The organism is Cribrihabitans marinus, assembly GCF_900109035.1.
Lineage (GTDB): Bacteria > Pseudomonadota > Alphaproteobacteria > Rhodobacterales > Rhodobacteraceae > Cribrihabitans > Cribrihabitans marinus.
On record NZ_FNYD01000008.1, the window covers coordinates 69,632 to 96,009 of the forward strand.

Here is a 26,378-nt window from a genome sequence, read left to right on the forward strand (position 1 = left end):
TGGCCCGATGACCTTGCGCCGGCAGGCTGTTCCGCGCGCGACTGGCCGTGCCACGCCGCGCGATCCCTCATGACAATGACGGCCTCATGAATCTCCGAGGCTCACGACCGGAACGACGGTGAACCCGTCGGACAGGTGGGCCGTCCGGTCGATTTCGGCCAGGAACCAGTCGCGGAATGCGGCGATCTGCGGCCGTGTCTCGGCACCCTTCAGGCACAGGAACCGGAAGCGCGCATCGGTTTCGATGGCAAGCTTGAACGGCGCGACCAATCTCCCCTCCTCGAGGTCCTTGAGGATCATGGGACGCCGCCCCAGCGCGACCCCCAGTCCGGCAACCGCCCCGTCGATGGCGTGATCGGCATTCGAGAAATGCGTGCCATGCGTCGGCCGATGGTCAATCCCCACCGCCCGGAACCATGCCGGCCAGTCGCAGGGCGGGTCGAGGAACGAGATCGAATCGTCGAAGATCAGCGGCGCCTCACGCAGGCTTTCGGGCGTGGGATATTGCCGGGCCAGCTCGGGCGTCATCACCGGCGTCATCCACTCCTTGCGCACCTGCACCGAATAGAGCCCGTCATCGCTGCCGTGGCCGAACCGGATCGCCACATCCACGTCGTCGCGTTCCAGGTCCATGATCCGCAAGGTGGCCGAGAACCGCAGGTCGATCTCGGGATGGCTCCGGGCAAAGTCATAAAGCCGCGGGGCCAGCCATTTCGCCGTCAGCGCCGGACCGGCGGTCACGGTCAGGGTGGTGTTGTCGCGCAGGCGACGCACCTGGCGCCACGCCTGGGCCAGTGCGCGAAACCCCTCCTCCGCGCCGGGGGCCAGGGCCTGTCCGGCCTCGGTCAGGGCGACGGCGCGGTTCAGGCGTCGGAACAGGGGCGTTCCCAGGTGCTCCTCCAGCGACTTGATCTGAAAGGAGAGCGCGGCGGGCGTGACCGCCAGCTCTTCGGCGGCCTTGGCAAAGGACATGTGCCGCGCCGCTGCATCGAATGCGCGCAGGGCGGTCAGAGGGGGCAGGCGGTCGCTCATAACGGTCAAGAATTCCTGAACTGAAACGCGTAAAACTCTCGTTTGTGCGGTTTCAGAATAGGGCGCATATTCGTTTCAAGTCAAAATGAACTTATCTGAAACGGAGATTGCGATGATCGAAACGGCCCCGGACAAGCGCATTCACGCCGCCTTTCGTCAGGCCCATCTGGAGCGGGCCCGCGCCGCCCGCACTGCATGGCTCTGGCTGTTTGGTTCCCGCTGAGCGCAGCGCGCGCGTTCTTACGGGATGAAGACGGGCCGGCCCCGAATGGGGCCGGCCCTGTGAGTCCCAAGGGATCCGGCTCAGCCGAAGAACTGCGCGCCGTTTGCGCTGATCGTCGAGCCGTTGATGAACTGTGCATCGTCCGAGGCCAGGAAGGCCACGCAGCGCGCGATCTCTTCCGGTTCGCCCAGCCGGCCGGCGGGAATCTGGCTGATGATCGCCTCGCGCACCTTTTCCGGCACCGCCATCACCATCTCGGTTGCGATATAGCCGGGGCAGACCGCGTTGGCGGTGATCCCGGCGCGCGCGCCCTCCTGTGCCAGCGAGCGCACGATGCCGATGTCGCCGGCCTTGGTCGCGGCATAGTTGACCTGTGCGAACTGGCCCTTCTGGCCATTGACCGAGCTGATCACGATGACCCGGCCGAACTTGCGCTCGCGCATGCCGGGCCAGACCGGGTGCACGGTGTTGAACACGCCCGTGAGGTTGGTGTCGATGACCTGCTGCCACTGTTCGGGCGTCATCTTGTGGAACGGCGCGTCGCGGGTGATGCCGGCATTGGCGACCACCACGTCGATCGGGCCGACCTCGGCCTCGACCTTCTCGATGCCGGCCTTGCTTTCCGCGTAGTCGCCGACATTCCACTTGTAGGTCTTGATGCCGGTTTCCTCGGTGAAGCTTGCGGCAGCCTCGTCGTTGCCCGCGTAGGTCGCGGCCACGTTATAGCCGTCGGCCTTCAGCGCCTTGGAAATTGCCGCGCCGATTCCGCGGCTGCCGCCGGTGACGAGTGCTGTACGTGCCATGTGAGTGCCCTCCAGTTTGATTTGACTTGGTAATCTTGTTATCGGCTGCGCCCCCGTGGCGCAATTAAGTTTCCGGGCGATCCGCCGCGTCGGCCTCGTCCCCGCGCGCCTTTCTGCCGGTTAAAGAAAAAGGCGCCCGAAAGCGCCCATTGAGGTTCCGCATCAAGCGCCGGTCACGGGCGCTCCACGCAGAGCGCGACCCCCATGCCGCCGCCGATGCAGAGCGTGGCGAGGCCCTTCTTGGCATTGCGGCGCTTCATCTCGAACAGCAGGGTGTTCAGGACCCGCGCGCCGCTGGCGCCGATCGGGTGGCCGATGGCGATGGCGCCGCCGTTCACGTTCACGATCGACGGATCCCACCCCATATCCTTGTTCACCGCGCAGGCCTGGGCGGCAAAGGCCTCGTTGGCCTCGACCAGGTCCAGGTCGTCGACCGACCAGCCGGCCTTTTCCAGCGCCTTGCGGCTGGCATGGATCGGCCCGACGCCCATGATCGACGGGTCCAGCCCGGCCGTGGCATAGGAGGCGATGCGCGCCAGCGGCTCGATGCCGCGCTTCTCGGCGTTCTCCGCGCTCATCAGCAGGGCGCCGGCGGCACCGTCGTTCAGGCCGCTGGCATTGGCGGCGGTCACGCTGCCCTCCTTGGTGAAGGCGGGGCGCAGCTTCTGCATGGCGTCCATCGTGGCGCCGTGGCGGATGTACTCGTCGCTGTCCATCACCGTCTCGCCCTTGCGCGTCTTGATGGTGAAGGGCACGATCTCGTCGGCGAACTTGCCGGCCTTCTGCGCCGCTTCGGCCTTGTTCTGGCTCGCCACCGCGAATTCGTCCTGCTGGTCGCGGCTGATCTGCCATTTCTCGGCGACGTTCTCGGCCGTCTGGCCCATGTGATAGCCGTTGAAGGCGTCCCACAGGCCGTCGCGGATCATCGTGTCGATGTATTTCATGTCGCCCATCTTGTGCCCGGCGCGCAGGTTCGCGGCATGGGGGCTGAGCGTCATGTTCTCCTGTCCGCCGGCGCAGACGATCTCGGCATCGCCCAGCTGGATGTGCTGGGCGCCCAGCGCCACGGCGCGCAGGCCCGAGCCGCAGACCTGGTTGATTCCCCAGGCCGCGCTTTCCTGCGGCAGGCCGGCGTTGATATGCGCCTGCCGGGCCGGGTTCTGGCCCTGAGCGGCGGTCAGAACCTGACCCAGGATGGTCTCGCTGACCTCGGACTTGTCGATGCCGGCGCGCGCCACCAGCGCCTCCAGCACCGCTGCGCCCAGGTCGTGGGCGGGGGTATTCGCGAACGATCCGCCAAAGCTGCCGACACCGGTGCGTGCGGCGGATGCGATTACTACGTTGGTCATGAAATCCGGTCCTCTGCCATCTTGGTCCGGGGGCAGTCTGGCCTCTGAGGAGGCAAGAGTCGATCCCGCTCCTGCCGTCCGCGCCGTCCCCCGCGGGATGGGGGTGACATAACGTAACGCTGCAAGTGCAGCAACGGACAGCTTGTCTCAGGGCGGGCGCGGGCCTCGGGGCGGGATCAGGCGCGACGCTTGCCGGGCTCGGCTTCCTCCCACGGTGGGCGGACCGATGGGGCGCCGAACAGATAGCCCTGCAGGCAGTCGACACCGGCGGCGACCAGGGTTTCGGCCTGGGCCTGTGTCTCGACCGAGACCGCCACCGCCAGCATGTCGAATTCGCGCGCCATCGCCAGCAGCGCGCGCACAAGCGACAGGTTGTCGGGGTTCTCGCCCAGGCCGCGCACGAACTGGCCGTCGATCTTGACCGCGTCGAAATAGAAGTCGCGGAAATGGCGGGGCTTCAGCGCGCCGGAACCGAAATCGTCGAGCGCGAAGGCGATGCCGTGCGGCTGCAGCTGATCCATGAAGTCGGTGACGAGTTCCGGCACGGTCATGGCCGAGCTTTCCGATATCTCCAGGATCAGCCGCTCGCCCAGGGAGGGATCCATTCGAAGATAGCGCTTCAGCACCGCCATCCAGCGCCGATAGCCGATCGACCGGGCCGACATGTTGATCGACAGCCGCAGCTCGGGCCGCTCCAGCAAGGCCCGCAAGCCAAGTGCCAGCGCCACGCAGTCAAGCTCGCGCCCGGTTTCCGAGGATTCGACCACCGGCATGAAGTGGCGGGCGGGGATGATCCGCCCGGTCTCGTCAAGCACCCGAATCAACCCCTCGTAGAAGGCCACGCCATGCGGCGCGCGGGCCTGCATCACGGGCTGATAGGCCAGGACGCATTGCCGGTGTTTCACCGCCTCGGTCGCCATCTTCAGCGTATCCGCCTGGCGCGACGCCATCGCCGCGTTCAGCGGGGTATCGACCCCTTCGGCGCGCGCCTGCATCTCCTTGCGACGTTTCCGCATCTATTGCGCCCTCTGTGGCCGGTTCCCGTGACCGGCAGATTGGCGCAAAGCCGTTAACGAGGTCTCAAAGCCCGGATTTGACTCGAATGTCGCCGGTCTGACCCTCCGGCAGACCGGCAAAGCCGGGCGTGTCGCGATCCTCGGGGTGGCGGGCCAGGTGCTTGGCCTTGATCGTCTCCGATGTGTCGCGGCTGCCGTCATGGCTGTATCCCGGCGGCGCAAAGGCATAGGCCAGCCGCTGGCGCAGGCTCAGCCCCGGCCGGGTCACGTCGCGGAACACGCCGATCCACTCGTGAAAGGCAACGCGGATCGGGTTGAACGTGCCGATATTATGGACCAGCCCGTAATCCACGCGGTCGTGGTCCTGTTCCGGCACGAATGTCCCGAACAGCTTGTCCCAGACGATGAGCACCCCGGCATAGTTGCAATCGAGATAACGGGCATTGCGGCCGTGATGGGCGCGGTGATGGCTGGGCGTGTTCATCACCGCCTCGAACCAGCGCGGCATCCGGCCGATCGCCTCGGTATGGATCCAGAACTGGTAGATCAGGTTCAGCCCGCCAACGAACAGCACCATCGCCGGGTGGAAGCCCAGCAGAATCAGCGGCGCGCGCACCACCATCATGAAGGTGAAGGTGCCGGTCCAGGTCTGCCGCAGCGCGGTGGTCAGGTTGTAGTGCTGGCTGGAATGATGGTTCACGTGGCTGGCCCAGACCCAGCGCACCCGGTGCCCCATGCGATGCACCCAGTAGTAGCGCAGGTCGTCCAGCACGAAGCACAGCAGCACCACCCAGACCGACGTGCCAAGGTCCAGAGGCGTGATCCGCCACAGGGCCATGAAGAACCCGTAGGCGATGAAGCCCAGCAGGATGCCCGAGGCCACGTTGCCTGCCCCCATGACCAGCGAAGTGACGGCATCGCGCGTCTCGTATCGGCCGCCGCGCTGTTTGATCAGGATCCAGCACAGCTCGGCCAGGATCGCGGCGATGAAGAAGGGCACCGCCCATTGCACCACGTCGGGATAGGTCAACTGGTCGGTCATGGTCTCTCGGTCAGGATGCGCCAGCCGCGGCGCTCGTCTTCGGTCAGGTGCAGCGTGGCACGCGGGGCGGTATAGTCGTGAAACACCACGTGCAGCCCGCGGGGATGTTCGATCAGGTCGTAATCCAGCAGATGCCGGCCTACGGTGTCGGCGCCCATCGCCCAGAGCAGGCCGGGCCCGGTCTCGGTCTCGATCAGCGCCGCGTGGCCGTCGCGGCTGACCGTCACGGCGCGGATGATGTCATCGGGAAAGTGCCGGTGCCATTCGGCGCGCGCATCCTCGGGCATCATCACCCTGCGCTGCGAGTTGCCGGTCCAGTGCAGCAGGGCCGCGATTGCGGCGATCCCCCCGACGACCAGGCCCAGCAACAATTCAAGCGGCATCTTCCTCTCTCCCCGATGGAGTCTGTTCGGGAAGGGGGCGCGCTGTCAAAGGTGGCGTGGCGTCACTCGGTCGCCCGTTCAAGCAGCTCGTGGCGCACCACGCGGGCGGCGAAGGGCAGAAGCCCCTCGGGCCCCGATGCGCGGTCCTTGACGTGGATGCACAGGTCCGGCCGGCGCGATGCGATCACGCCGATCAGCGCACCGCGCACCGAATCGTCCAGCCCCGCGCCCATGACCACGCAGGAGATGCGCGGCTCGGACTCAAGCTGGTGGATAACCTCGGCCTTGTCGTGTGCGCCCAGCCACTCGATGGGCAGATGGCCCAGTTGTTGCGCCACGTCGGCCACCACGTTGGGAAGCCGGCCTATCAGAAGAACGACGGGTTTCATGGCCCTGTCCTTTCGCTCAATGTCCTACTGTTCCCGGTGCCGTCCGGCACGGGTCGCGACCAGTATAGCACCAAGCGCCCGCCTGTGGGGTCAGCTGCCGGTATCGTCCACAAGCGCGCCGATGATCGCCTTGGCGCTGGCCGAATTCCATTCCGCATCGCCCAGCATCCGCGCGATCTCCTGGCCCTCCGGGTCGATCAGGACCGTGACCGGCAGGCCCAGCACGGCCATGTCGCGCGCGAGCTTCATGCCGGGATCCAGGTGGCGCGGCAGGCTCTCGATCCCGTTTTCCTCGAAGAACTTGGCGATGCCGGCGGGCGAATTCCGCCCCGTGGCCAGGGTCAGCACCTCGAACCGGTCGCCGCCGAATTCGGCGTTCAGCTCGTCCAGCTGCGGCATCTCCTTTCGGCAGGGCGCGCACCAGGTGGCCCAGAAATTCAGCAACAGATACTTGCCCCGGTAATCCGCCAGATGCCCCTCGCCGCCGTCATCCTGCAGCTGGAACGGCAGGTCCGAGACCGGCTTCGGCTCGGACTGGAACACAAGCTTCTTCATGTTCCCCTCGCGCAGCGCCTCAAGTGCCGCGATGTCGGGGCTGCCCGCGTTTGCACCCGAGACGAGGGCGGTATAGACGAGGGCGATCAACAGCTTCTTCATAATCCCTCCAAAGGGTTCCGCACGATGACAGATTCGACCTCGAACCAGATGTGGGGCGGCCGCTTTGCCGCCGGACCGGACGCGATCATGGAGGCGATCAACGCCTCGATCGGGTTCGATCGGCGGATGGCGGCGCAGGACATCGCCGGGTCGCGTGCCCATGCCGCCATGCTGGCCGCCACGGGTGTCATAAGCGATAGCGATGCCGAGGCGATTGGAAAAGGGCTGCTCACAGTCTTGTCAGAGATCGAGGCCGGCCGGTTCGAATTCTCCACCGCGCTCGAGGACATCCACATGAATGTCGAGGCGCGGCTGAAGGAGATCATCGGCGAGGCCGCCGGCCGGCTGCACACGGCGCGGTCACGCAACGACCAGGTGGCGACCGATTTCAAGCTGTGGGTGCGCGACCAGCTGGACGCCGCCGATGCCGGACTGGTGGCGCTGATCCGCGCGCTGCTGGCGCAGGCAGAGGCGGGCGCGGACTGGGTGATGCCGGGCTTCACGCATCTGCAGACCGCGCAGCCGGTCACCTGGGGGCATCACATGATGGCCTATGTCGAGATGTTCGGCCGCGACCTGTCCCGCATCCGCGACGCGCGGGCGCGCATGAACGAATGCCCGCTGGGCGCCGCCGCGCTGGCCGGCACGTCCTTTCCCATCGACCGCGGGATGACGGCGCAGGCGCTGGGGTTCGACCGGCCCGCGGCAAACTCGCTGGATGCGGTCAGCGACCGCGATTTCGCGCTGGAGTTCCTGTCGGCGGCGTCGATCTGCGCCATGCACCTCAGCCGCTTCGCCGAGGAGTTGGTGATCTGGTCCTCTGCGCAGTTCCGCTTCGTCACGCTCAGCGATCGGTTCTCGACCGGCTCGTCGATCATGCCGCAAAAGAAGAACCCCGACGCCGCCGAACTGATCCGCGCCAAGGTCGGCCGCATCTTCGGCGCCAATACCGCGCTGATGATGGTGATGAAGGGGCTGCCCTTGGCCTATTCCAAGGACATGCAGGAGGACAAGGAGCAGGTCTTTGACGCCGCCGACAACCTGATGCTGGCGCTGGCGGCGATGGAGGGGATGGTGCGCGACATGAGCGGCAACCGCGACGCGCTGGCCGCTGCTGCCGGGTCGGGATTCTCGACCGCGACGGACCTGGCCGACTGGCTGGTGCGGGTTCTGGGCCTGCCGTTCCGCGAGGCCCATCACGTCACCGGCACGCTGGTCGCCCTGGCCGAGGGCAAAGGCTGCGACCTGCCGGATCTGGACCTTGCCGAAATGCAGGAGGTGCACGGTGGCATCACCGAAGATGTCTTCGATGTCCTTGGCGTCGAGAACTCGGTCAATTCGCGCACGTCCTACGGCGGCACCGCGCCGACGCAGGTGCGGGCGCAGATCGTCCGCTGGCGGGAGCAACTGGCGTGAGACTCGCGGCCCTGTGCACAGCGCTGATCGCTCTGGCAGCTTGTGAGCCGTCCGGCCCGTCTCCGCGTCCGGAACCGACGGCGGCACCGAAGACCGGCATCTCGATCTCGGGATCCGCGCGGGTCGGCGTCAAGACCACGCGCTGACCCCCTCGTCAGGCCGCGCGCAAACCGCTAGGATCATGCCGCGCATCCATCGGGAGAGCGACAATGAGAAAACCGCTGCTTGTCATGGCCGTCCTGCTGGCCGGTTGCGGTGTCGATGGCGAGCCGATCCAGCCCACGCTGAACGCGCATCTGGGCGTCGGCAGCAGCGGCGCCCATGTCGGCGGCGGCGTCGGGCTCAGCAAGGGGCCGCTCAGCGTGTTCCTGGGCCTCTGACCACGCAGGATTGCCGCCCCGCGCATCCGCCCTAGTTGCCGGTCAGCAAAAGGAGACCGGAGATGAGCCCGCTGCGCCTGACCTTCCTTGCCCTGGCGATCTGGGGCGCGATCCATCCCATGTGGTATTTCCTGACCTGGTTCGGGGAAAACGGCTTTGACCTGTTAGGCATGGTCGATGCCTGGCATGCCAATGCCGCCAGCTCGGGGCTGGTCTGGGATCTGACCATCGCCGCAATTGCGCTGACGGTCTGGGTGTTGGCCGAAGCCGTGCGCACTGGGCGATGGTCCTATCTGCTGGCCATTCCCGCCACCTTCGGCATCGGGGTCAGTTGCGGGCTTCCCCTGATGCTGTTCCTGCGGGCGAAACCCCATTGATCCGGGCGCGGCTTCCGGTCTAAGCGCAACGTCATGGACCATTTTCTCTACCGCGACGGCGCGCTTTTCGCCGAGGACGTGCCCATCGCCGAGATCGCCGCCGCGGTGGGAACACCCTTCTACGTCTACTCCACCGCCACGCTCCTGAGGCATTTCCGCCTGTTCGACGAGGCGCTGGACGGCACCGACCACCTGGTCTGCTATGCCATGAAGGCGGCCAGCAACCAGGCCATCCTGACGACACTGGCACAGGCCGGGGCCGGGATGGATGTGGTGTCCGAAGGCGAATACCGCCGTGCCCGCGCCGCCGGCGTGCCGGGCGAGAAGATCGTGTTCTCCGGTGTCGGCAAGACCGCGGGCGAGATCCGCGCCGCGCTGACCGGTGGTATCCGGCAGTTCAACGTCGAATCCGAGCCCGAGCTGGAGGTGCTGAACGCGGTCGCGCTGGAGCTGGGGACGGTCGCGCCGATCACCGTGCGGGTAAACCCGGATGTGGACGCGCGCACCCACGCCAAGATCGCGACCGGCAAGTCCGAGAACAAGTTCGGCATCCCGATCTCGCGCGCGGGCCGGGTCTATGCCCATGCCGGGTCTCTGCCGGGGATCGAGGTGATCGGCATCGACGTGCATATCGGTTCGCAACTGACCGAGCTGGAACCGTTCGAGCAAGCCTATCGGAAAGTGGCGCAACTGACCGAAGATCTGCGCGCCGAAGGCCACGACATCCGCCGGCTGGACCTGGGCGGCGGGTTGGGCATCCCCTATGAGCGCTCGAACACCGCGCCGCCGTTGCCGGTGGAATACGGCGCGCTGATCAAGCGCACGGTGGGGCATCTGGGCTGCGAGATCGAGATCGAGCCGGGGCGTCTGATCGCCGGGAATGCCGGGCTGCTGGTGGCGTCTGTCATCTACGTGAAAGAGGGCGAGGGCCGCGATTTCCTGATTCTGGACGCGGCGATGAACGACCTGATCCGTCCCGCGATGTACGAGGCGTATCACGACATCCTGCCGGTCGCGGAACCGGCGCCGGGGGTCGAGCCGCGCCCCTATGACATCGTCGGCCCGGTCTGCGAAAGCGGCGACACCTTCGCCCGGAACCGCGGGATGCCGCCGGTCGCACCCGGCGATCTGGTCGCCTTTCGCAGCGCCGGGGCCTATGGCGCGGTCATGGCCAGCGAATACAACACCCGCCCGCTGATCCCCGAGGTCATGGTGAAGGACGATCAATTCGCGGTTATTCGCCCACGGCCCTCCTTTGACGAAATGATAAACCGCGATACCATACCTTCATGGCTCTGACGCCCTGACGGTGCGGGCCTGAGGAGGCCCGACTTGATCCGACTGCCGCAACGCTCCGACCCCGTACCGCGCCTGCCGCTCTGGCTGACCGGTTTCGGCATGCTGGCCGAACGGCTCCTGCGGCGGTTCTGGCCCGTCCTGTCAGTGGTGATGCTGACCCTGGCCGCGCTGATCCTTGGCCTTCAGGACCTGGTTGCGGTCGAATGGGTCTGGACGGCCGGAGCCGTGGCCCTGCTGGCCGCTGTGGGGGCGCTGATCTGGGGCCTGCGCGGGTTCCGCTGGCCGCGCCGGGCCGAGATCCTGGCCCGTCTAGACGCCAGCCTGCCGGGCCGCCCGATCCAGGCGGTGCTGGACGATCAGGGCATCGGCGGCGACGACCCCGCCTCGGTGGCGCTGTGGCGTGCGCATCAGGCGCGCATGGCCGAGCGGGTGCGTGCGGCACCGCCGGTCAAGCCCGATCTGCGTCTTGCCGACCGCGACCCATTTGCATTGCGGTACACCGCGCTGCTGGCGCTGGTGGTGGCGCTGCTCTTCGGGTCGATCTGGCGCGTGGGCTCGGTCGCCGACATGACGCCGGGCGCGGCCACCGCCGCCCAGGGACCGACCTGGGAGGGCTGGATCGAGCCGCCGCGCTATACCGGCCTGCCGACGCTCTATCTGGCGGACCAGGACGCCGAGGTGCTGACGGTGCCGCAGGGCAGTCGCATCACCCTGCATTTCTATGGCGAGGTCGGCGCGCTCAGCCTGGCCGAGACCGTCTCGGGCCAGACCGTCGCCGCACCCGAGGCGCCGCAGCACGGGTTCGACGTGACCCGCGCTGGCGAGATCCGCATCGACGGGCCGGGAGCCCGCGGCTGGGAGGTCGACATCGTGGCCGACTCGCCCCCGCAGATCGCCGTCGCCGGCGAGGCCGAGACCGACGCAAGCGGCCGCATGAGCCTGCCCTTCGCGGCCAGCGACGATTATGGCGTTGTGTCGGGCAAGGCGGTGATCGCGCTGGACATGGACGCGCTTGACCGACGGCACGGCCTGGCCGCCGACCCCGAGCCGCGCGAGCCGGTGACCGTCGATCTGCCGATGCCGATCGCGGGCGACCGCGCCGAATTCCAGGAGACCCTGATCGAGGATTTCTCGCAGCATCCCTGGGCGCATCTGCCGGTCACGGTGAGCCTGACCGCGCGCGATGCCGCCGATCAACCCGGCCAGGCGCCGGATCACACGATGTCGCTGCCCGCGCGCCGTTTCTTCGACCCGCTGGCCGCCGCCGTGATCGAACAGCGCCGCGACCTGTTGTGGACGCGCGAGAACGCGCCGCGGGTGGCGCAGATCCTGCGCGCGATCTCGCACCGGCCCGATGAGGTGTTCCGCTCGGAAACCGCTTATTTGCGGCTGCGGGTCACGTTGCGGCGGCTGGAGACCTTTACCGAGTTCGGCCTGACCACAGGACAGCGCGACGAAATCGCGCAGGCGCTTTGGGACCTGGCGCTGCTGCTCGAGGACGGGACGCTCTCGGATGCGCTGGAACGCTTGCGCCGCGCGCAGGAGCGGCTGGCCGAGGCGATGAAGAACGGCGCTTCGGACGACGAGATCGCCGAGTTGATGCAGGAACTGCGCGAGGCCACCGACGACTATCTGCAACAGCTCTCGCGCCAGGCTCAGCAGCAGGGCGACCAGACCGACCAGCCGCAGCAGGGCCAGAACGGCGAGTCCATGCAGATGACGCAGGACGACCTGCAGCGGATGATGGACCGCATCCAGGAGCTGATGGAGCAGGGCCGCATGGCCGAGGCGCAGCAGGCGCTGGAGGAATTCCAGCAGATGATGGAGAACATGCGTGTGACCCAGGGGCAGGGCCAGAACGGCCAGTCCGAGGGGCAACGCGCGATGGAGGGTCTGGCCGAGACCCTGCGCGACCAGCAGGGCCTGTCCGACGAGGCGTTCCGCGACCTGCAGGAACAGTTCAACCCCAACGCCCGCAGCGGCCAGAGCCAACAGAACGAGGGCCGCGACGGCGGCGAGGGGCGTGGGCAGCAGCATGACGGACAGGGCGGCCGTGGCCAGGGCCAGGGTGAGCGGCAGGGCCAGCAGGGCGAGGGCGGCGAGCAGCCCGGCGAGGGCGAGCTGGCCGACCGTCAGCAAGCCCTGCGCGACGAGTTGCGTCGCCAGCAGCAGGGCCTGCCGGGCCAGGGCACGCCCGAGGGCGACTCCGCCCGCGAGGCGCTGGACCGCGCCGGCCGGGCGATGGATGGTGCCGAGGATGCGCTGCGGCAAGACGACCTGCCGGGGGCCATCGACCGGCAGGCCGAGGCGATGGAGGCGCTGCGCGAGGGTATGCGGGCGCTGGGCGAGGCCTTGGCGCAGCAGGAGCAGCAACAGCCCGGACAGGGCATGCAGGACAGCGACCGCCGCGCCGACAGCCGCGACCCGCTGGGCCGCAACCAGGGGTCGCGCGGGTCCATCGGCACCGACGAGAACCTGCTGCAGGGCGAGGATGTGTATCGGCGCGCGCAGGAGTTGCTGGACGAGATCCGGCGCCGGTCCGGACAGGGCGAGCGGCCGGATCTGGAACTTGAATACCTCCGGAGGCTGCTCGACCGGTTCTGAGCGGCGGCCGCGCTACTCGGTGGACGGGATCAGGATCGCTGCCATCTGTGCGTCCAGCCAGACACGGGCCTGATCGACCAGCGCGACATAGGCATTCAGCATCGGTTCGGCCTGCGGCACACTGGCCGAGATCTGCGCGGCGTTCAGGTAGAGCACCGCCAGGATCACCCCGATCAGGATCATCAGGACGAACCCCCGCATGAACCCGCCCGAGCGTTTCTGTCTGTCCTCGGCCTCTTCGTCGGTGCTGGCCACGACCGAGGTTTCGCCCTCATTGCGCAGGGTCGAATTGATCTCGTCGATGTCGGGCAGCAGTCCACGGCGCGATCCGGCCTCGGCCAAGGCCTCGTCGGCGACGGGGTCCTCGCCGCGCATCCGCGCCATGCGGTCGCGCGCTTCGCGGGCGCGGCGGGCCGCCTCGTCGTCGCCGCCATCCTCGAGCCCCAGGTCGGGCTGGCTTTCCAGCGGGTCCGCCTCATGCGCGCGCAGTTGCGCCTCGCGCTCGGCCTCCTGGCGCAGGATGTTGGAGATCGAGGGATCAAGGTCGCGCCCGGTGCGGGACTGCGGGACGGGGATCTCTTCGGGCGTGTCGCCGTACTCCTCGCCGTATTCCTGCTCGTATTCATCGACCTCGTCGTCGGCCGGGCCTTCGCTGCCGGCCGCCCAGCCGGAATCGGGTTCCGGCTGAGGCTCGGTATCCAGCCCGGCCTCGGGCGAATCGGTGGCGGAATCCACCGCCTCGGCATCCTCATCCGAGACGTCGACCCGCTCGGATGAGAGCTGATACCAGGTATTGCCGCAGTTCGAGCATTGCACATCCCGGCCCTCGGGCGGGATCACCTCGTCGGGCACCTCGTACTGGGCGCCGCAATTTGGGCATGTAAGTCTCATTCCGCCTCCGGCATCGGGAACTGCCTGACCCTATTTTTGACGCGATCATAAGTCCTTAAGTTGGCACCGGGAAGGTGATTTTCGGACAAGGCGGGCATGTGTCTCCATTCCGCCCCGGTTGCGGGCATTGAAACAATCGCGGCGCTGGGGCAAAAGGCGGCGAGGCCAAGAGGGGGCAGGGTTTGATCGAGCTTGAAAACGTGGGTTACAGCTATGGCGGCGGAGAGCTGCTCAGCGACGTGTCGGTCACGCTGCCGCCCGGATCGTTCCATTTTCTCACCGGGCCGTCCGGGTCTGGCAAGACGACGCTGCTGAAACTGTGCTACGGCGCACTCGTGCCGACGGCCGGCCGGCTCTGCGCCTTCGGCAAGGACATGCGCACGCTCGACCGGGACCAGATGGCGCTGCTGCGTCGACGCATCGGCGTTGTGCACCAGGACTGCCAGTTCCTCGACCATCTGAAGCTGGCCGAGAACATCGCGCTGCCGCTGGTCGTCTCGGGCCGGGATACGGCCACCGAGGCCGGCAACCTGGACGAGTTGATGCAATGGGTGGGGCTTGCGGCGCGGACCGATGCGCTGCCGCCGGAACTTTCCGGTGGTGAGCGCCAGCGCGCCGCGCTGGCCCGGGCCGTCATCATGTCGCCGGACGTGGTGCTGGCCGACGAGCCCACGGGCAATGTCGATTGGGAGATGTCGCAGCGCCTGATGCAATTGCTGGTCGAGCTGAACCGGATGGGCAAGACGGTGCTGATCGCCACCCATGACCTGGGCCTGATCCGCGCCACCAAGAGCCAGGTGCAGACCCGCGTTTTGCGGATCTCGAACCGGCGGCTGCAACATGCGGGGGCTGACCTATGAACATCGGGGCGCTTCTGCTGCGAGACAAGCAGGCCGACCGCGTCGTGCCGCCCACCGGTTACACCGCGCATCTGACCCTGTTCGTGTCGGGCGCCATGGCCTTCCTGGCGGTATTCGCGATGGCGCTTTCGCTGGCCTCGGGGCGGCTGGCCGACCGCTGGGCCGAAGAGTTGGCCCGCTCCGCCACCCTGCGTATCACCGCGCCCGCCGACCAGCGCGCGGCCCAGACCGAGGCGGCGCTGGCAATCCTGAAACAGACCCCCGGCGTGGCCCGCGCCCGGGCGCTTTCCGACGAGGAGCAGGCGGCCCTGCTTGCGCCGTGGTTCGGCCAGGACCTGCCGCTTGATGCGCTGCCGGTTCCCCGCCTGATCGAGGTGGTCGCGGCCGAACCGGGATACGATGCGGCCGGGTTGCGCCTGCGGCTGGCGGCCGAGGTGCCGGGCGCGGTGCTGGACGACCACACCCGCTGGCGGGCGCCCTTGGTGGATGCGGCCAACAGCCTGCGCCGGCTGGCGCTGATCTCGATCCTGCTGATTGCCGGCGCGATGGCGGCGATGATCACGCTGGCGGCCAATGCCGCGCTGGCGGCGAATGCGCAGGTGATCGGCGTGCTGCGTCTGGTGGGCGCGCGCGACCGCTATATCGCCGGCGCCTTCGTGCGCCGGTTCACCCTGCGTGCGCTGATCGGCGCGGCGGTCGGCATGGTGCTGGGCATGGTCGGCGTCATGCTGCTGCCCGAGGCCTCGGACGAGGGCGGCTTCCTGACCGGGCTGGGATTCCGCGGCCTGGCCTGGGGCCTGCCGTTGCTGATCCCGCTTCTGGGTGCCATCGTGGCCTTCGCTGCGACCTGGGCCGCTGCCCGCCGCAGACTGGGAGAGCTGAGCTGATGGGGCATGTGCTGCGATGGCTGTGGTCGCTGATCTTCGTGATCGTCATCTACCTGTGGATGGCGGTACTGGGCATCCTGTTCACGCCCTACGCGCTGGTGTCGAAGCGCGGCGCGCTTCGTGCCTGCAAGATCTATGCCCGCACGGTGATCTGGCTGGCGCGCGTGATGCTGGGCCTGCGCGGCGAGGTTCGCGGTCCGGTGCCCACGGGCGAGGTGATGATCGCGGCCAAGCACCAGTCGTTCTTCGACATCATCTTGATCTTCGACGCGGTGCCGCACGCCAAGTTCATCATGAAGCGCGAGTTGCTCTGGACCCCGTTCATCGGCCTCTATGCCAAGCGGCTCGGTTGTATCCCGGTGGATCGCGGCAAGCGCGGCAAGGCGGTGGCGCGGATGGTCCGCGACGTGGCGGCCGAATTCTCGGAACCCGGCCAGCTGGTGATCTATCCGCAGGGCACGCGGGTCGCGCCGGGGGCGACAAAGCCCTACAAGGTTGGTACGGCGATCCTCTACCAGGGGCTGGGCTACCCTTGTGTGCCTGCGGCGACCAATGTGGGACTGTTCTGGCCGCGCAAGGGCATCCTCCGCAAGCCGGGCCTGGGCGTCGTCGAGTTCCTGGACCCGATCGTGCCGGGCGTTGCGCGGGACGAGTTCATGGAGCGGATCGAACGCGACATCGAGGCGCGCTCGAATGCGCTGATGCTTGAAGCGAAGGGCAAGGTCGATGCAGCCGATTGAGGATATCGACGCGCTCAAGGCGCTCTATGGCCGGCCCGCGGCGCCGGCGCTACTCAAGGTGGCCCGCCGGATGACGCCGCTCTATCGCAAGTGGATCCAGGCATCGCGCCTGTGCATCCTGTCCACGGTCGGCCCAGAAGGCACCGACGCCAGCCCGCGCGGCGATACCGGCCCGGTAGCGCAGGAGCTGGACCCCGGCCGCCTGGCGCTGCCCGACTGGCGCGGGAACAACCGGCTGGACAGCCTGCGCAATATCATCCGCGATCCCCGCGTCTCGCTCATGTTCCTGGTGCCGGGGTCGGACAACGTGGTGCGGGCGAACGGGCGTGGCCTGGTGACGGCCGATGACGATCTGCGCGCCCGGTTCGACCGCGATGGCCGTGGGCCTGCCACGGTGATCGTGATCGACATCGCCGAGATCTATACCCAATGCGCCCGCGCGCTGATGCGCGCCGAAACCTGGACCGGCGGCGACCAGAGCGCGGGCCTGCCCACGGTGGGCCAGATCCTGGCCGAGATGACCGATGGCGAGGAGGGCGGCGCCGACTATGACCGCGCCTGGCCCGAGCGCGCGCGAAACAGCCTGTGGTGACGGCGGCGGGCCTCAGCGCCCGTCCGGATCGCCCCCCAGCGACAGGGTGTGTTCGCGCAGCCAGGTCATGAAGCCGCGCGGGTCGCGCTCCAGCAGCTCCATCCGGTCCGGCACGACCGGCGCGCCGATCACCGGCGCCTGGGGTTTCTTGCAGGCGCGCACGATCTCGTGCAGCAGGAGGCCCTGCCGCAGGATCGGCGAGACCTGGCAGGCGATCTGATAGGCGCGCGAGTTGCGACCGGGGAAGAAGATCGGCACCACCCGGGCGCCCGACCGGCGGATCATCTTGGCGGTAAACACGTTCCACTCCCGCTCGATCGGCGGGCCGAACCAGGTGTCGGCGGACATCACCACGCCCGAGGGGAACAGAGCCACCACACCGCCCTCTTTCAGATGCGACATAGCCCGGTTGCGCATCTCCAGCATCTTGGCCTGCGCCTCGGGATCATGCGGAAACGGCACCGGGATCATGAAGGAACTGGCAGCCTCGTCCAGCCCGGTCAGGACCGAGCGGGTCAGGATCCGGTAATCCTGCCGAACGCGCCCGATGATGTCGGCCAGGATCATGCCGTCGACCATGCCGTGCGGGTGGTTGGCCACCACCACGACCGGGCCCTCGCGGGGGATGCGCGCGATCTGTTCCTCGGGGGTCAGCAGGTCGATGCCCATGACGTTCAACGCCCCGCGCCAGAACCGCTGGCCGCGGTAATGCTCGTTCTGTCGCTCGAACTGCCGGACCATGCGCAGGATGGTGAACTTGCCCGTCATCCATTCGATCGCCCGGATCGCCGTCGATGTCCAGACATCGTCGAAGGAATTGGCGTAGGTCAGCGTCCGGCGATCATAGATCTCGCCCACACCGTCTTGTGCGGGTGCGGCCGCGACCTCTGCCTTGTCGTTCTGAGCGGTGTCCGCCACGTAAACAGTCTTTCCATTCCGGCGCTGTCAGACAGCCGCCTTCAGTAGCCCTCGCCGAACTTGTCGGCCACGAGGGAATCCAGCGCGTCCGCCAGCGCCTCAGCATCCGGTCCGGAGGTCTCGACGTCAATAGTCGTTCCGCGAGAGGCTGCCAACATCAAAAGCCCCATGATGCTGTCGCCCGAGGCGGACAGCCCGTCCCTGGACACTTCGGCGGTGGCGTCGAATGCCTCGACCAGCTTGGCCGAGGCCCGGGCGTGCAGACCCTTTTCGTTCACGATCTTGAGCTTCCTGAGAACCATCCGGCCCGCCTTCAATCCAGCGTCACATTCTGTGCGTTGATATACTTCCTACCGGCTTCCATCGCAGTGCGCACGGCGTCGCCGACCGGCATGTGGCGGCTCTTTGCCAGTTTGATCAGCATCGGCAGATTGGCGCCATAGAGGATCCGCCGATCCACCGGCGCGCAGGCGCGCAGGCTCAGGTTCGAGGGCGAGCCGCCGAACAGGTCGGTGACGACCACAACTCCGTCCCCGGTGTCAACCCCGTCCGCGGCGCTGCAGATCTCGGCCTGTTTCGCATCGCGGTCGTCATCCGCCTCGATGCTGATCGCGGCCAGTCCGGGCTGCTGCCCCACCACATGCTGCATCGCGGCCAGGTATTCCCTGGCCAAACCGCCATGTGCCACGATCACGATCCCGATCAATCCGGCCTCACATCCGCCTTGCGGCGCATCAATTCGCGGTGCCTTATTGACACCGGCTGGCCCTTGTCTGCAAGGGCCTTTGCCGCGGCTTCGGCCACGGCAACCGACCGGTGCTGGCCCCCGGTGCAACCGAATGCAACCGAAAGGTGAGTCTTTCCCTCGGCCCTATACGACGGCAGGAGAAATTCCAGCAGATCGACGACCCGCTCCAGAAAGGGCGCATAGGACGGATCGGCGGCCACGAAGGCGGCCACCGGCGAGTCGCGCCCGTCGGCGTCGCGCAGATCAGGCTGCCAATGCGGGTTGGCCAGAAACCGGCAGTCGAACACCATGTCCATGCCGCGCGGCAGGCCGCGCTTGTAGGAAAACGACTCGACCGTCACCGACAGGTGCCGGCCCTCTTTCGGGGCGAACCAGCGTTCGACTTCCTCGCGCAGCTGGTGCACGTTCAGCGCCGAGGTGTCGATCAGCGTGTCGGCGCGTGCGCGGATCGGGGCCAGCAGTTCCGCCTCGCGCCGGATGCCCTCGCGCGGGTTGGCGTCCCGCGCCATCGGGTGACGCCGGCGGGTCTCGGAAAACCGGCGCAGCAGAACATCCTCGTTGCAATCCAGGTAAAGCGTGGTCAGGTCCAGGTCGGCGTTCGCGCCAAGCTGCTCGGCCAGGTCCAGGAAGCCGCCGGTCGAGAAGTCGCGGTTGCGCGGGTCCAGCCCCAGGGCCATCGGCGGGCGCGGCCCGGGCCCGTCGAGCAGGCGGCGCAGCAACCCCATCGGCAGGTTGTCGATCGCCTCGAAGCCGAGATCCTCGAGCACGTTGATCGCAGTGGACCTCCCGGCGCCCGACGGGCCGGTCACGAGAACGATCCTTTGCCTGGCACTCATGAGTTCGGCCATTCCGGGGCCACGCGCCCCGCCCTGAGAAGCTGCATCAAAGCTGCCGCATCAATTGGTGCAGGCGGCGCGCGAAGCAAGGGGACGGGTTGTCCCAGCAGCGTGGTTTCCAGCGGGTCCGGCAGCCGCGCCGTCTCGGGCTGGTCCAGGTCCAGCACATAAGCCACTTCGGCCGGCGCCGCCGGCGCCCGCAGCAGCCCCAGGCCGCGCGCTTCGATCAGGCCGGCGATTGCGGCGGGCGCGGCGGCCCGGATCTGGCCAGCCTCGATCGACAGGACCACACGGTCATCGGCCACAAGCCGCGCGCCCAGAGCGATCATCTGCAACGCCAGCGCGGATTTCCCGCGGCCCGAGGCGCCGCGGATCAGCAGCGCCCGGCCCTCGACCGAGACACAGGAGGCATGCAGGATGACGGATTTCTCGGCTGGCGGATCGGGCGGGGCGTCGCGGCCCACGGTTCAGACCGGCAGGCCCACGACAAAGCGCGCACCCAGCGGGTCCGAGGTGATGTCGGCCTCGGTCGGGCGGATGTTCTCGGCCCAGATCACGCCGCCATGCGCCTCGACGATCTGTTTCGAGATCGCCAGGCCGAGGCCGGAATTGTTGCCGAAATGCTCTTCGGGGCGCTGCGAGTAGAACCGCTTGAAGATCTTGCTCAGCGCCTCGTCGGGAATGCCGGGGCCGGTATCCTCGACCACCACCAGCACCCGGTTCGCGCGGCGGCGGGCCCAGATCCGGATGGCATCGCCTTCCTCGCAGAACGAGATCGCGTTGGTGATCAGGTTGACGAAGACTTGTGCCAGCCGCGCCTCGAGCCCCTGGATCACGATCGGATCGGGCGGCAGATCGGTGATGTAGTCGATGCCCTTGGCGCGCGCGTCCTCGCCCAGATACTGGCTCAGGTTGTCAAGCATCTCCAGCAGGTTGAAGGATTGCTCCTCCTCCTTGACCAGTTCGGCGTCCAGCCGCGAGGCGTTCGAGATGTCGCTGACAAGACGGTCCAGCCGGCGCACGTCATGTTCGATCACGTCCAGAAGCTTGCCGCGCTGATCCTCGCGCTTGATCATGCGCAGGGTGCCCACGGCGGATTGCAGGCTGGCCAGCGGGTTCTTGATCTCGTGCGCAACGTCGGCCGCGAATTGCTCGTTGCCGTCGATCCGGTTGTAGAGCGCGGCGACCATGCCGCGCAGCGCCCGGCTCAGCCGGCCGATCTCGTCCGGGCGGGCGGTCAGGTCGGGGATGCGGATACGCCCGGGGTTGAACCGCCGTGCGTTGCGGTCGCGGCCCAGTTCCGCGGCCTCAGCCAGGTCGGCCAGCGGGTTGGCGATGGTCGAGGCCAGCACAAGGCTCAGGCCCACGGACACCAGAAGGGCGACGACGAACATCTGAAGCACCCGCTCTCGCTCGCGCCGGGCCAGCTTGTCGATCTCGCCAGCGGCGCTGGTCATCGCCACGGCCCCGATCGGCGCGCCGTTCTGCAGGATCGGTGTCGCCGCGGCGATCACCGTGCCGCCATTGGCGTCGCGCAGGGTGTCGACCCGCGTGCCCCCGGCCATCGCGGCGGGCACAAGCGAGGTCACCTGCCGCTCGAGCGAAGGCACCTTGTCCGGGGCGGTCTCCTCTGAGAACAGGCCGCTGATTGCCGACCACAGGGCGGTCAGGCTGTCGGTGATGATCGTGTTGCCGATATCGCCGCTGGGTGCGGCCGGGCTTGTCACGCCGCCGGTGGTCTGGCCGACCAGGTTCCGGGAGGTGTCGAAGACATAGAGTTCGACACCGTTGCGCAGGGTCAGACCGTCCAACGTGGCGGACACATCGATACCATCGTCGGTGGCCAGGTTGACCGGCGCGCCGTCGGCCATCTGCGCCTCGAACACGTCGCCGACCAGCTGGGTCTCGCCAACCAGGGCGCCGGCGCGTTGAAGCACCAGGCTGTCGCGGGAATCGTTGAGATAGAGCAGCCCGCCCACCAGGACGATCAGCGCGATCAGGTTGAAGGTGATGATCTTGCGCGTCAGCGGCGAGCCACGCAGCGAGAACAGGCTGCGGCGCGCCCGCTTGACGCGCAGCTCCTGCGAAACGGTGCTGTTGGGCGCAACCCAGTCGTCGCCCAGCACAACGTCGCCGCTGCGATCCTGCATGCTCCCCGTATCTCGCACGGTGGTCCCCTTCGCGCCCAACCCCCTCGGGCGTCTATTCCTCGTTATACCGGTAACCTATACCATAAAGCGTCTCAATCGCCGAGAATTCCTGATCGGCGGTCCGCATCTTCTTGCGCAGGCGCTTGATATGGCTGTCGATGGTGCGGTCGTCGACATAGACCTGATCGTCATAGGCCACGTCCATCAGCTGATCCCGGCTCTTGACGAAACCGGGCCGCTGGGCCAGCGCCTGCAGCAGCAGGAACTCGGTCACGGTCAGCGACACGTCCTGGCCCTTCCAGCTGACGGCATGGCGCAGCGGGTCCATCCGCAGGTTGCCGCGTTCCATCACCTTGGTCTCGCCGCCGCCCCCGGTGCCGTCGGCATCGGCGTCGATCGCCTCCTGCCGGCGCAGAAGGGCGCGGATCCGCTCGACCAGCAGGCGTTGGGAAAACGGCTTCTTGACATAGTCGTCGGCGCCCATCCTCAGGCCCAGAACCTCGTCGATCTCGTCATCCTTCGAGGTCAGGAAGATCACCGGCATCTGGGTCTTCTGGCGCAACCGCTGCAGCAGATCCATACCGTCCATGCGCGGCATCTTGATGTCCAGAACCGCCATGTCCGGCAGTTTCTTGTTGAACGCGTCCAGCGCGGCCTGACCGTCATTGTAGGTTTCGACCTCGAAGCCTTCGGCCTCGAGGGTCATGGATACCGACGTCAGGATGTTCCTGTCATCGTCCACCAATGCAATTTTTGACATAGGATTTGCCCCTAATCTGCCCAAGTTTGTTATTTTTGTTCACATTCTTGGCTTTTTTATGACCCCGAATCAATCACCAACTGCCTTGCGCCCGCGCTCTGCCTCCAAACAATGCAAAAAAGCACTACCATTGGGTGAATCCCGGCGCCTCTCTGACGGGCGGTTTCGATGGTTGCGCTAAACCTCGCCTTGGTTGCGCTAACTGCGCCAAAGCGTCCTGTTCAGCCCCTAAAGCCGCGTGCTAAGACCGCGGCAACCGGGCCGAAATCCCGGTCGATTGCCCCACCGGCCCCAGGCCGAACAATGCCGCGGCACGCGCCGACACATGGAGAACGACAGCATGACAACTGGACGGGTCAACCCGAACTTCCGCCTCGAAGATCAGGGCATCGAAGGTCTGGGCAACGTCTATTACAACTTCATGGAGCCGGCGCTGATCGAAGAGGCGATCCGGCGCGGCGAAGGCACCCTGGGCCAGGGCGGCGCTTTCCTGGTTTCGACCGGCACGTTCACCGGTCGTTCGCCCAAGGACAAGCACGTGGTCAAAACCGACAGCGTTACCGACACGATCTGGTGGGAGAACAACGCAGCGATGAGCCCGACGGGGTTCGACGCGCTCCATGCCGACATGCTCGAGCACATGAAGGGGCGCGACTATTTCGTGCAGGACCTGATCGGCGGTGCCGATCCGGCGCATTGCATCCACGTCCGCATGGTCACCGAACTGGCCTGGCACAACCTGTTCATCCGCCATCTCCTGCGCCGCCCCGACCGGGAAGACCTGGACGATTTCACCGCCGATTTCACCGTCGTCAATTGCCCCAGTTTCCGCGCCGATCCCGCCCGCCACGACTGCCGGTCGGAAACCGTGATCGCGCTGAACTTCGACCGCAAGCTGATCCTGATCGGCGGCACCGAATATGCCGGCGAGAACAAGAAGTCGGTGTTCACGCTGCTCAACTACCTGCTCCCAGACAAGGGCATCATGCCGATGCATTGTTCGGCCAACCACGCCACCGGCAACCCGGTGGACACGGCCGTCTTCTTCGGCCTGTCCGGCACCGGCAAGACCACGCTGTCGGCCGATCCCGGTCGCACGCTCATCGGGGACGACGAACATGGCTGGTCCGATCGCGGCACGTTCAACTTCGAGGGGGGCTGCTATGCCAAGACCATCAGCCTCAACCCCGAGGCGGAGCCCGAGATCTATGCCACGACTTCGAAATTCGCCACCGTGATCGAGAACATGGTCTACGACCCGGAGACCAAGGAACTGGATTTCGAGGATGACAGCCTGACCGCCAACATGCGCTGCGCCTATCCGCTGGATTATATCTCGAACGCGTCGTCGAACGCGCTGGGCGGGCATCCCAAGAACATCATCATGCTGACCTGCGACGCGTTCGGAGTGCTGCCGCCGATCGCGCGGCTGACGCCGGCGCAGGCGATGTACCATTTCCTGTCGGGCTTCACTTCCAAGGTGGCGGGAACCGAGCGCGGCGTGACCGAGCCGCAACCCACCTTCTCGACCTGTTTCGGCGCGCCCTTCATGCCGCGCCGCCCGGAGGTCTATGGCCAGCTCCTGCGCTCGAAGATCGCCCAGCATGGCGCCACCTGCTGGCTGGTAAACACCGGTTGGACCGGAGGCGCCTACGGCGTCGGCTCGCGGATGCCGATCAAGGCCACGCGCGCACTGCTCACCGCGGCGCTGGACGGCTCGCTGGCCGAGGCCGAATTCCGCAAGGATCCCAATTTCGGCTTCGACGTTCCGGTCAATGTGCCCGGCGTGCCCGAAGTCCTGCTGGACCCGCGCCGGACCTGGGACGACAAGGCCGGTTTCGATACACAGGCGCAGAAGCTGGTGCAGATGTTTGCCGACAATTTCGAGCAATATCTGCCCTATATCGACGAGGACGTGAAGGCCGTCGCCATCGGCTGATCCGCACGCCATGAACCCGGCCGGCTTGTTGCAATTGCCGCACAGGTAGGGACTGCCGTGGCGGAAGCCGGGCTTGCCCCGCGCCGGTTTTTGTGTCGTATTCCGAAAAAGAGATATTGTGGTCGTCTGTGGCTATGCCCTGCCACCCGTCCGCGAAAAAACCCGACGCCTTTCGGCGCCGGGCTACTCGGAAAGCAATAAATTTGGCCACCACTCACTCACTCGCGCAGCCGGAACGAAGCAAATTTTAGGAGGCGGGCCGGCGGGTTTCAACATGATACTTGAAATTCGACCGCCAAGGATGTCCAAATTACCACAGATACCCGAACCGGCAACAAAGACCAATGGAACGACGCCACCGATGACCGACCTGCCGAAACTCGCTGAACTGCGCAAACTCCTGCAGAGCATGGAGCGGGCCCTGGGCCTGGAACAGCTGTCGCCGGTCGAGCGCGACATCTATTACGCCGCCAGCGAACTGTCGCGGCAGGATGCGCAGGTGCGCACCCTGGTTCTGATCGAGCACGAGCTGCTCAGCGGGGTGTCGCGGCCCACCTTCTTCAGGGCACTGAAATCTCTTGTGAACAAGGGCTACCTCGCGCAAAGCGCCTCGGCGAACCGCGGCCGCTATGTCGTGAACGATCCTGCTTCTTGACTGTGCCCGGTCATAGGGGCGGGCGCGGCCTGATCGTCGAGACACTGGCCGCGTCCGGTGCCTATCTGGCCGCGGTCACGATCGTCTTCACGTTCCTGATGCCGGTGCAAAACCTGTTCTTTCCGGAATATCCCAGCCGCGCCAGTCTGCTGTTCCTGCCGCACGGGGTGCGCATCCTCACGGCCTGGTTGCTGGGACCCCGTGCGATCGTCGCGCTCTTGCCGGGGGTGGCCCTGCTGTTCCTCTACGTGGCAGGCTGGAACACCTTCGCCCCCACTCGGCTGGCCGGGATCGCCGTCGTGGTCTGCGCCGCACCGCTGATCTTCGAGGCGCTCAAGCGATTGGGCGCCGACATCTATCCGCATCCCGGCCGCACGCCGTGCTGGATCTGCGTGATGGGCGTGGGTGCGGTAACGTCGCTGGTCTCGGCGGGGCTTCTGAACCTGCTGTTCGGCAACGGGTTCGAGGATTGGCTGGCGCTGTTTATCGGCGACGTCTTCGGCCTGTTCTTCCTGATGCTGGGCTTGCTGTTCGTGTTCCGCTGGCTCGACCGGCGCAGGACCTGAGCGGTCAGCCAAGAACGGCGCGGCGCAACAGGTTCAGGCCGGCAACCAGAAGCACCGCCAGCGTCGCCTTGCGGAACGTTCCCTGGTCGATCCTGTCCTGCCAGAACCCGCCCAGCCACATGCCCGCCACCGCCGGCACCACCAGCAGCGCCGAGAGCGGTGCCGTCTCGGCCCGCAGGACGCCGGAGCCCAGATGCGCCCCGGCCAGCAGCACCGACCCGAGCCCATAGATCACGCCCTGCACGCGCATCTGTTCGGCCTTCGGCGTGTCCAGGGCGGTCAGGTAGGCCACGGTCGGCGGTCCCCAGACGCCGGACATTCCGCCGATCAGACCGGCAAAGGCGCCGACCCCGGCCTCGATCCGGGCCGAACGGCGGGGCAGATGAAACCGCAGGCCCGAGAGCTGCAACAGCGCGAATCCCACGACCGTCACCCCGAGTACCGTAAGGAAGGCGTCGCGCGGGATGCGCGTGACCAGCTGTGCGCTGGCCAGCAGGCACGCCGCGCCGACCAGCAGGAACACCCGGAACCGGCGCACCGATTGCACCGCTGCCGCCACGCCCTGCCGCAGCGCCTGGATGCCGTTGGTGACCAGCGTCGGCAGGATCAGCCCGGCCAGCGCCACATCCGGCGGCAGGATCAGGCTGAGAAACGAGATCAGGATCATCGGCAGTGCAAATCCGACCAGCCCCTTGACCGTTCCGGCGAGCAGGGCAACCGCGAAGGCCAGCGTCAGGTCGAGCGGTGACAGGATCGAGAAGACGTCGAGCATCCCTCGTCTTACCACTCTGAACGGGTGCTGCACTGCAAAAAGTCAGCGCAACAATCGAACACCCATTGGCCAAAGGTTGTATTTTTGTTGCGCT

At 66.9% G+C, this 26,378-nt stretch carries 29 protein-coding genes; 12 read left to right on the forward strand and 17 right to left on the reverse strand.

Translation table 11 applies throughout. The features are described 5' to 3' along the window. Nucleotides 1-84 precede the first annotated feature (84 nt). From BMX57_RS13950 to BMX57_RS13985, 8 genes are all read right to left on the reverse strand, one after another. The gene (locus BMX57_RS13950) at nt 85-1,032 is read right to left on the reverse strand and encodes a transcriptional regulator GcvA (protein WP_092368236.1); all 948 of its coding nucleotides are present in this window, start codon (nt 1,030-1,032) and stop codon (nt 85-87) included. A gap of 303 nt (nt 1,033-1,335) precedes the next feature. Further along, on the reverse strand, nt 1,336-2,058 hold the full coding sequence (gene phbB / locus BMX57_RS13955; protein ID WP_092368238.1) for an acetoacetyl-CoA reductase: 723 nt from the start codon (nt 2,056-2,058) through the stop codon (nt 1,336-1,338). A gap of 173 nt (nt 2,059-2,231) precedes the next feature. Then, the gene (locus BMX57_RS13960; protein ID WP_092368241.1) at nt 2,232-3,407 is read right to left on the reverse strand and encodes an acetyl-CoA C-acetyltransferase; all 1,176 of its coding nucleotides are present in this window, start codon (nt 3,405-3,407) and stop codon (nt 2,232-2,234) included. A 176-nt stretch (nt 3,408-3,583) separates the two neighbouring features. Further along, nucleotides 3,584-4,423 (reverse strand): EAL domain-containing protein, encoded by an 840-nt coding sequence (locus BMX57_RS13965; protein ID WP_092368244.1) that lies wholly within the window; start codon nt 4,421-4,423, stop codon nt 3,584-3,586. A 64-nt stretch (nt 4,424-4,487) separates the two neighbouring features. Then, a complete protein-coding gene (locus BMX57_RS13970) occupies nt 4,488-5,465 on the reverse strand; it encodes a sterol desaturase family protein (RefSeq protein ID WP_092368247.1) in 978 nt (325 codons plus the stop codon). After that, nucleotides 5,462-5,848: a hypothetical protein gene (locus BMX57_RS13975; RefSeq protein WP_092368249.1), complete on the reverse strand. Its 387-nt coding sequence runs from the start codon at nt 5,846-5,848 to the stop codon at nt 5,462-5,464. The genes BMX57_RS13970 and BMX57_RS13975 overlap by 4 nt, the downstream gene beginning before the upstream one ends. 62 nt (nt 5,849-5,910) lie before the next feature. Beyond that, a complete protein-coding gene (locus BMX57_RS13980; RefSeq protein WP_092368252.1) occupies nt 5,911-6,237 on the reverse strand; it encodes a hypothetical protein in 327 nt (108 codons plus the stop codon). A 90-nt stretch (nt 6,238-6,327) separates the two neighbouring features. Next, nucleotides 6,328-6,894: a TlpA disulfide reductase family protein gene (locus BMX57_RS13985; protein WP_092368255.1), complete on the reverse strand. Its 567-nt coding sequence runs from the start codon at nt 6,892-6,894 to the stop codon at nt 6,328-6,330. Between the two features lie 24 nt (nt 6,895-6,918). On the opposite strand from BMX57_RS13985, the gene argH reads away from it, so the two are divergent. The 5 genes from argH to BMX57_RS14005 all read left to right on the forward strand — a co-directional run bounded on the left by argH (nt 6,919) and on the right by BMX57_RS14005 (nt 12,970). After that, the gene (gene argH / locus BMX57_RS13990; protein WP_092368258.1) at nt 6,919-8,310 is read left to right on the forward strand and encodes an argininosuccinate lyase; all 1,392 of its coding nucleotides are present in this window, start codon (nt 6,919-6,921) and stop codon (nt 8,308-8,310) included. Nucleotides 8,311-8,519: 209 nt separating this feature from the next. Then, nucleotides 8,520-8,690, forward strand: coding sequence for a hypothetical protein (locus tag BMX57_RS20700; protein WP_177175461.1), 171 nt, complete (start codon nt 8,520-8,522; stop codon nt 8,688-8,690). A 62-nt stretch (nt 8,691-8,752) separates the two neighbouring features. Beyond that, nucleotides 8,753-9,067 carry a DUF2834 domain-containing protein gene (locus BMX57_RS13995; RefSeq protein ID WP_092368261.1) on the forward strand — a complete coding sequence of 105 codons (315 nt, stop codon included), beginning with the start codon at nt 8,753-8,755 and terminating at the stop codon, nt 9,065-9,067. Between the two features lie 33 nt (nt 9,068-9,100). After that, nucleotides 9,101-10,366 (forward strand): diaminopimelate decarboxylase, encoded by a 1,266-nt coding sequence (gene lysA, locus BMX57_RS14000; RefSeq protein ID WP_092368264.1) that lies wholly within the window; start codon nt 9,101-9,103, stop codon nt 10,364-10,366. Between the two features lie 33 nt (nt 10,367-10,399). Continuing rightward, nucleotides 10,400-12,970, forward strand: coding sequence for a TIGR02302 family protein (locus tag BMX57_RS14005; RefSeq protein ID WP_373283108.1), 2,571 nt, complete (start codon nt 10,400-10,402; stop codon nt 12,968-12,970). Between the two features lie 12 nt (nt 12,971-12,982). On the opposite strand, the gene BMX57_RS14010 is transcribed toward BMX57_RS14005, so the two are convergent. After that, nucleotides 12,983-13,861 (reverse strand): zinc-ribbon domain-containing protein, encoded by an 879-nt coding sequence (locus tag BMX57_RS14010; RefSeq protein ID WP_092368266.1) that lies wholly within the window; start codon nt 13,859-13,861, stop codon nt 12,983-12,985. A gap of 182 nt (nt 13,862-14,043) precedes the next feature. On the opposite strand from BMX57_RS14010, the gene BMX57_RS14015 reads away from it, so the two are divergent. From BMX57_RS14015 to BMX57_RS14030, 4 genes are read left to right on the forward strand one after another with little or no spacing between them, the layout of a single operon-like run. After that, entirely contained in the window at nt 14,044-14,721 is a 678-nt protein-coding gene (locus tag BMX57_RS14015) for a cell division ATP-binding protein FtsE (protein WP_092368268.1), read from the forward strand. Beyond that, nucleotides 14,718-15,608 carry a cell division protein FtsX gene (locus tag BMX57_RS14020; RefSeq protein ID WP_092368270.1) on the forward strand — a complete coding sequence of 297 codons (891 nt, stop codon included), beginning with the start codon at nt 14,718-14,720 and terminating at the stop codon, nt 15,606-15,608. The genes BMX57_RS14015 and BMX57_RS14020 overlap by 4 nt, the downstream gene beginning before the upstream one ends. Continuing rightward, nucleotides 15,608-16,348 (forward strand): lysophospholipid acyltransferase family protein, encoded by a 741-nt coding sequence (locus tag BMX57_RS14025; RefSeq protein WP_092368273.1) that lies wholly within the window; start codon nt 15,608-15,610, stop codon nt 16,346-16,348. The genes BMX57_RS14020 and BMX57_RS14025 overlap by 1 nt, the downstream gene beginning before the upstream one ends. Continuing rightward, on the forward strand, nt 16,335-16,940 hold the full coding sequence (locus BMX57_RS14030; protein ID WP_092368276.1) for a pyridoxamine 5'-phosphate oxidase family protein: 606 nt from the start codon (nt 16,335-16,337) through the stop codon (nt 16,938-16,940). The genes BMX57_RS14025 and BMX57_RS14030 overlap by 14 nt, the downstream gene beginning before the upstream one ends. 12 nt (nt 16,941-16,952) lie before the next feature. Here the strand turns inward: BMX57_RS14030 and BMX57_RS14035 are convergent, their stop codons facing one another. Genes BMX57_RS14035 through BMX57_RS14065 form a run of 7 tightly spaced genes read right to left on the reverse strand, consistent with a single transcriptional unit; the run spans nt 16,953 to nt 22,352 of the window. Beyond that, entirely contained in the window at nt 16,953-17,858 is a 906-nt protein-coding gene (locus BMX57_RS14035) for a lysophospholipid acyltransferase family protein (protein WP_143057922.1), read from the reverse strand. 41 nt (nt 17,859-17,899) lie between these two features. Next, complete coding sequence (locus tag BMX57_RS14040; protein WP_092368279.1) at nt 17,900-18,160, reverse strand: HPr family phosphocarrier protein; 261 nt, start codon at nt 18,158-18,160, stop codon at nt 17,900-17,902. An 11-nt stretch (nt 18,161-18,171) separates the two neighbouring features. Continuing rightward, nucleotides 18,172-18,564: a PTS sugar transporter subunit IIA gene (locus tag BMX57_RS14045; protein WP_092368282.1), complete on the reverse strand. Its 393-nt coding sequence runs from the start codon at nt 18,562-18,564 to the stop codon at nt 18,172-18,174. Beyond that, the gene (gene rapZ, locus BMX57_RS14050; RefSeq protein WP_229724254.1) at nt 18,561-19,454 is read right to left on the reverse strand and encodes an RNase adapter RapZ; all 894 of its coding nucleotides are present in this window, start codon (nt 19,452-19,454) and stop codon (nt 18,561-18,563) included. The genes BMX57_RS14045 and rapZ overlap by 4 nt, the downstream gene beginning before the upstream one ends. After that, complete coding sequence (locus BMX57_RS14055; protein WP_092368288.1) at nt 19,439-19,906, reverse strand: HPr kinase/phosphorylase; 468 nt, start codon at nt 19,904-19,906, stop codon at nt 19,439-19,441. The genes rapZ and BMX57_RS14055 overlap by 16 nt, the downstream gene beginning before the upstream one ends. A 3-nt stretch (nt 19,907-19,909) precedes the next feature. Continuing rightward, nucleotides 19,910-21,592 carry a sensor histidine kinase gene (locus tag BMX57_RS14060; RefSeq protein ID WP_092368293.1) on the reverse strand — a complete coding sequence of 561 codons (1,683 nt, stop codon included), beginning with the start codon at nt 21,590-21,592 and terminating at the stop codon, nt 19,910-19,912. Nucleotides 21,593-21,644: 52 nt separating this feature from the next. After that, complete coding sequence (locus BMX57_RS14065; RefSeq protein ID WP_092368296.1) at nt 21,645-22,352, reverse strand: response regulator transcription factor; 708 nt, start codon at nt 22,350-22,352, stop codon at nt 21,645-21,647. Nucleotides 22,353-22,692: 340 nt separating this feature from the next. Here BMX57_RS14065 and BMX57_RS14070 point away from each other — a divergent pair, with 340 nt between their 5' ends. The 3 genes from BMX57_RS14070 to BMX57_RS14080 all read left to right on the forward strand — a co-directional run bounded on the left by BMX57_RS14070 (nt 22,693) and on the right by BMX57_RS14080 (nt 25,512). Then, a complete protein-coding gene (locus BMX57_RS14070) occupies nt 22,693-24,291 on the forward strand; it encodes a phosphoenolpyruvate carboxykinase (RefSeq protein WP_092368816.1) in 1,599 nt (532 codons plus the stop codon). Between the two features lie 361 nt (nt 24,292-24,652). Beyond that, nucleotides 24,653-24,946, forward strand: coding sequence for a cyclic nucleotide-binding domain-containing protein (locus BMX57_RS14075; protein WP_092368299.1), 294 nt, complete (start codon nt 24,653-24,655; stop codon nt 24,944-24,946). 2 nt (nt 24,947-24,948) lie between these two features. Further along, nucleotides 24,949-25,512 carry a hypothetical protein gene (locus BMX57_RS14080; RefSeq protein ID WP_229724256.1) on the forward strand — a complete coding sequence of 188 codons (564 nt, stop codon included), beginning with the start codon at nt 24,949-24,951 and terminating at the stop codon, nt 25,510-25,512. 4 nt (nt 25,513-25,516) lie between these two features. Here the strand turns inward: BMX57_RS14080 and BMX57_RS14085 are convergent, their stop codons facing one another. Then, on the reverse strand, nt 25,517-26,284 hold the full coding sequence (locus BMX57_RS14085; protein WP_092368302.1) for a sulfite exporter TauE/SafE family protein: 768 nt from the start codon (nt 26,282-26,284) through the stop codon (nt 25,517-25,519). Nucleotides 26,285-26,378 lie beyond the last annotated feature (94 nt).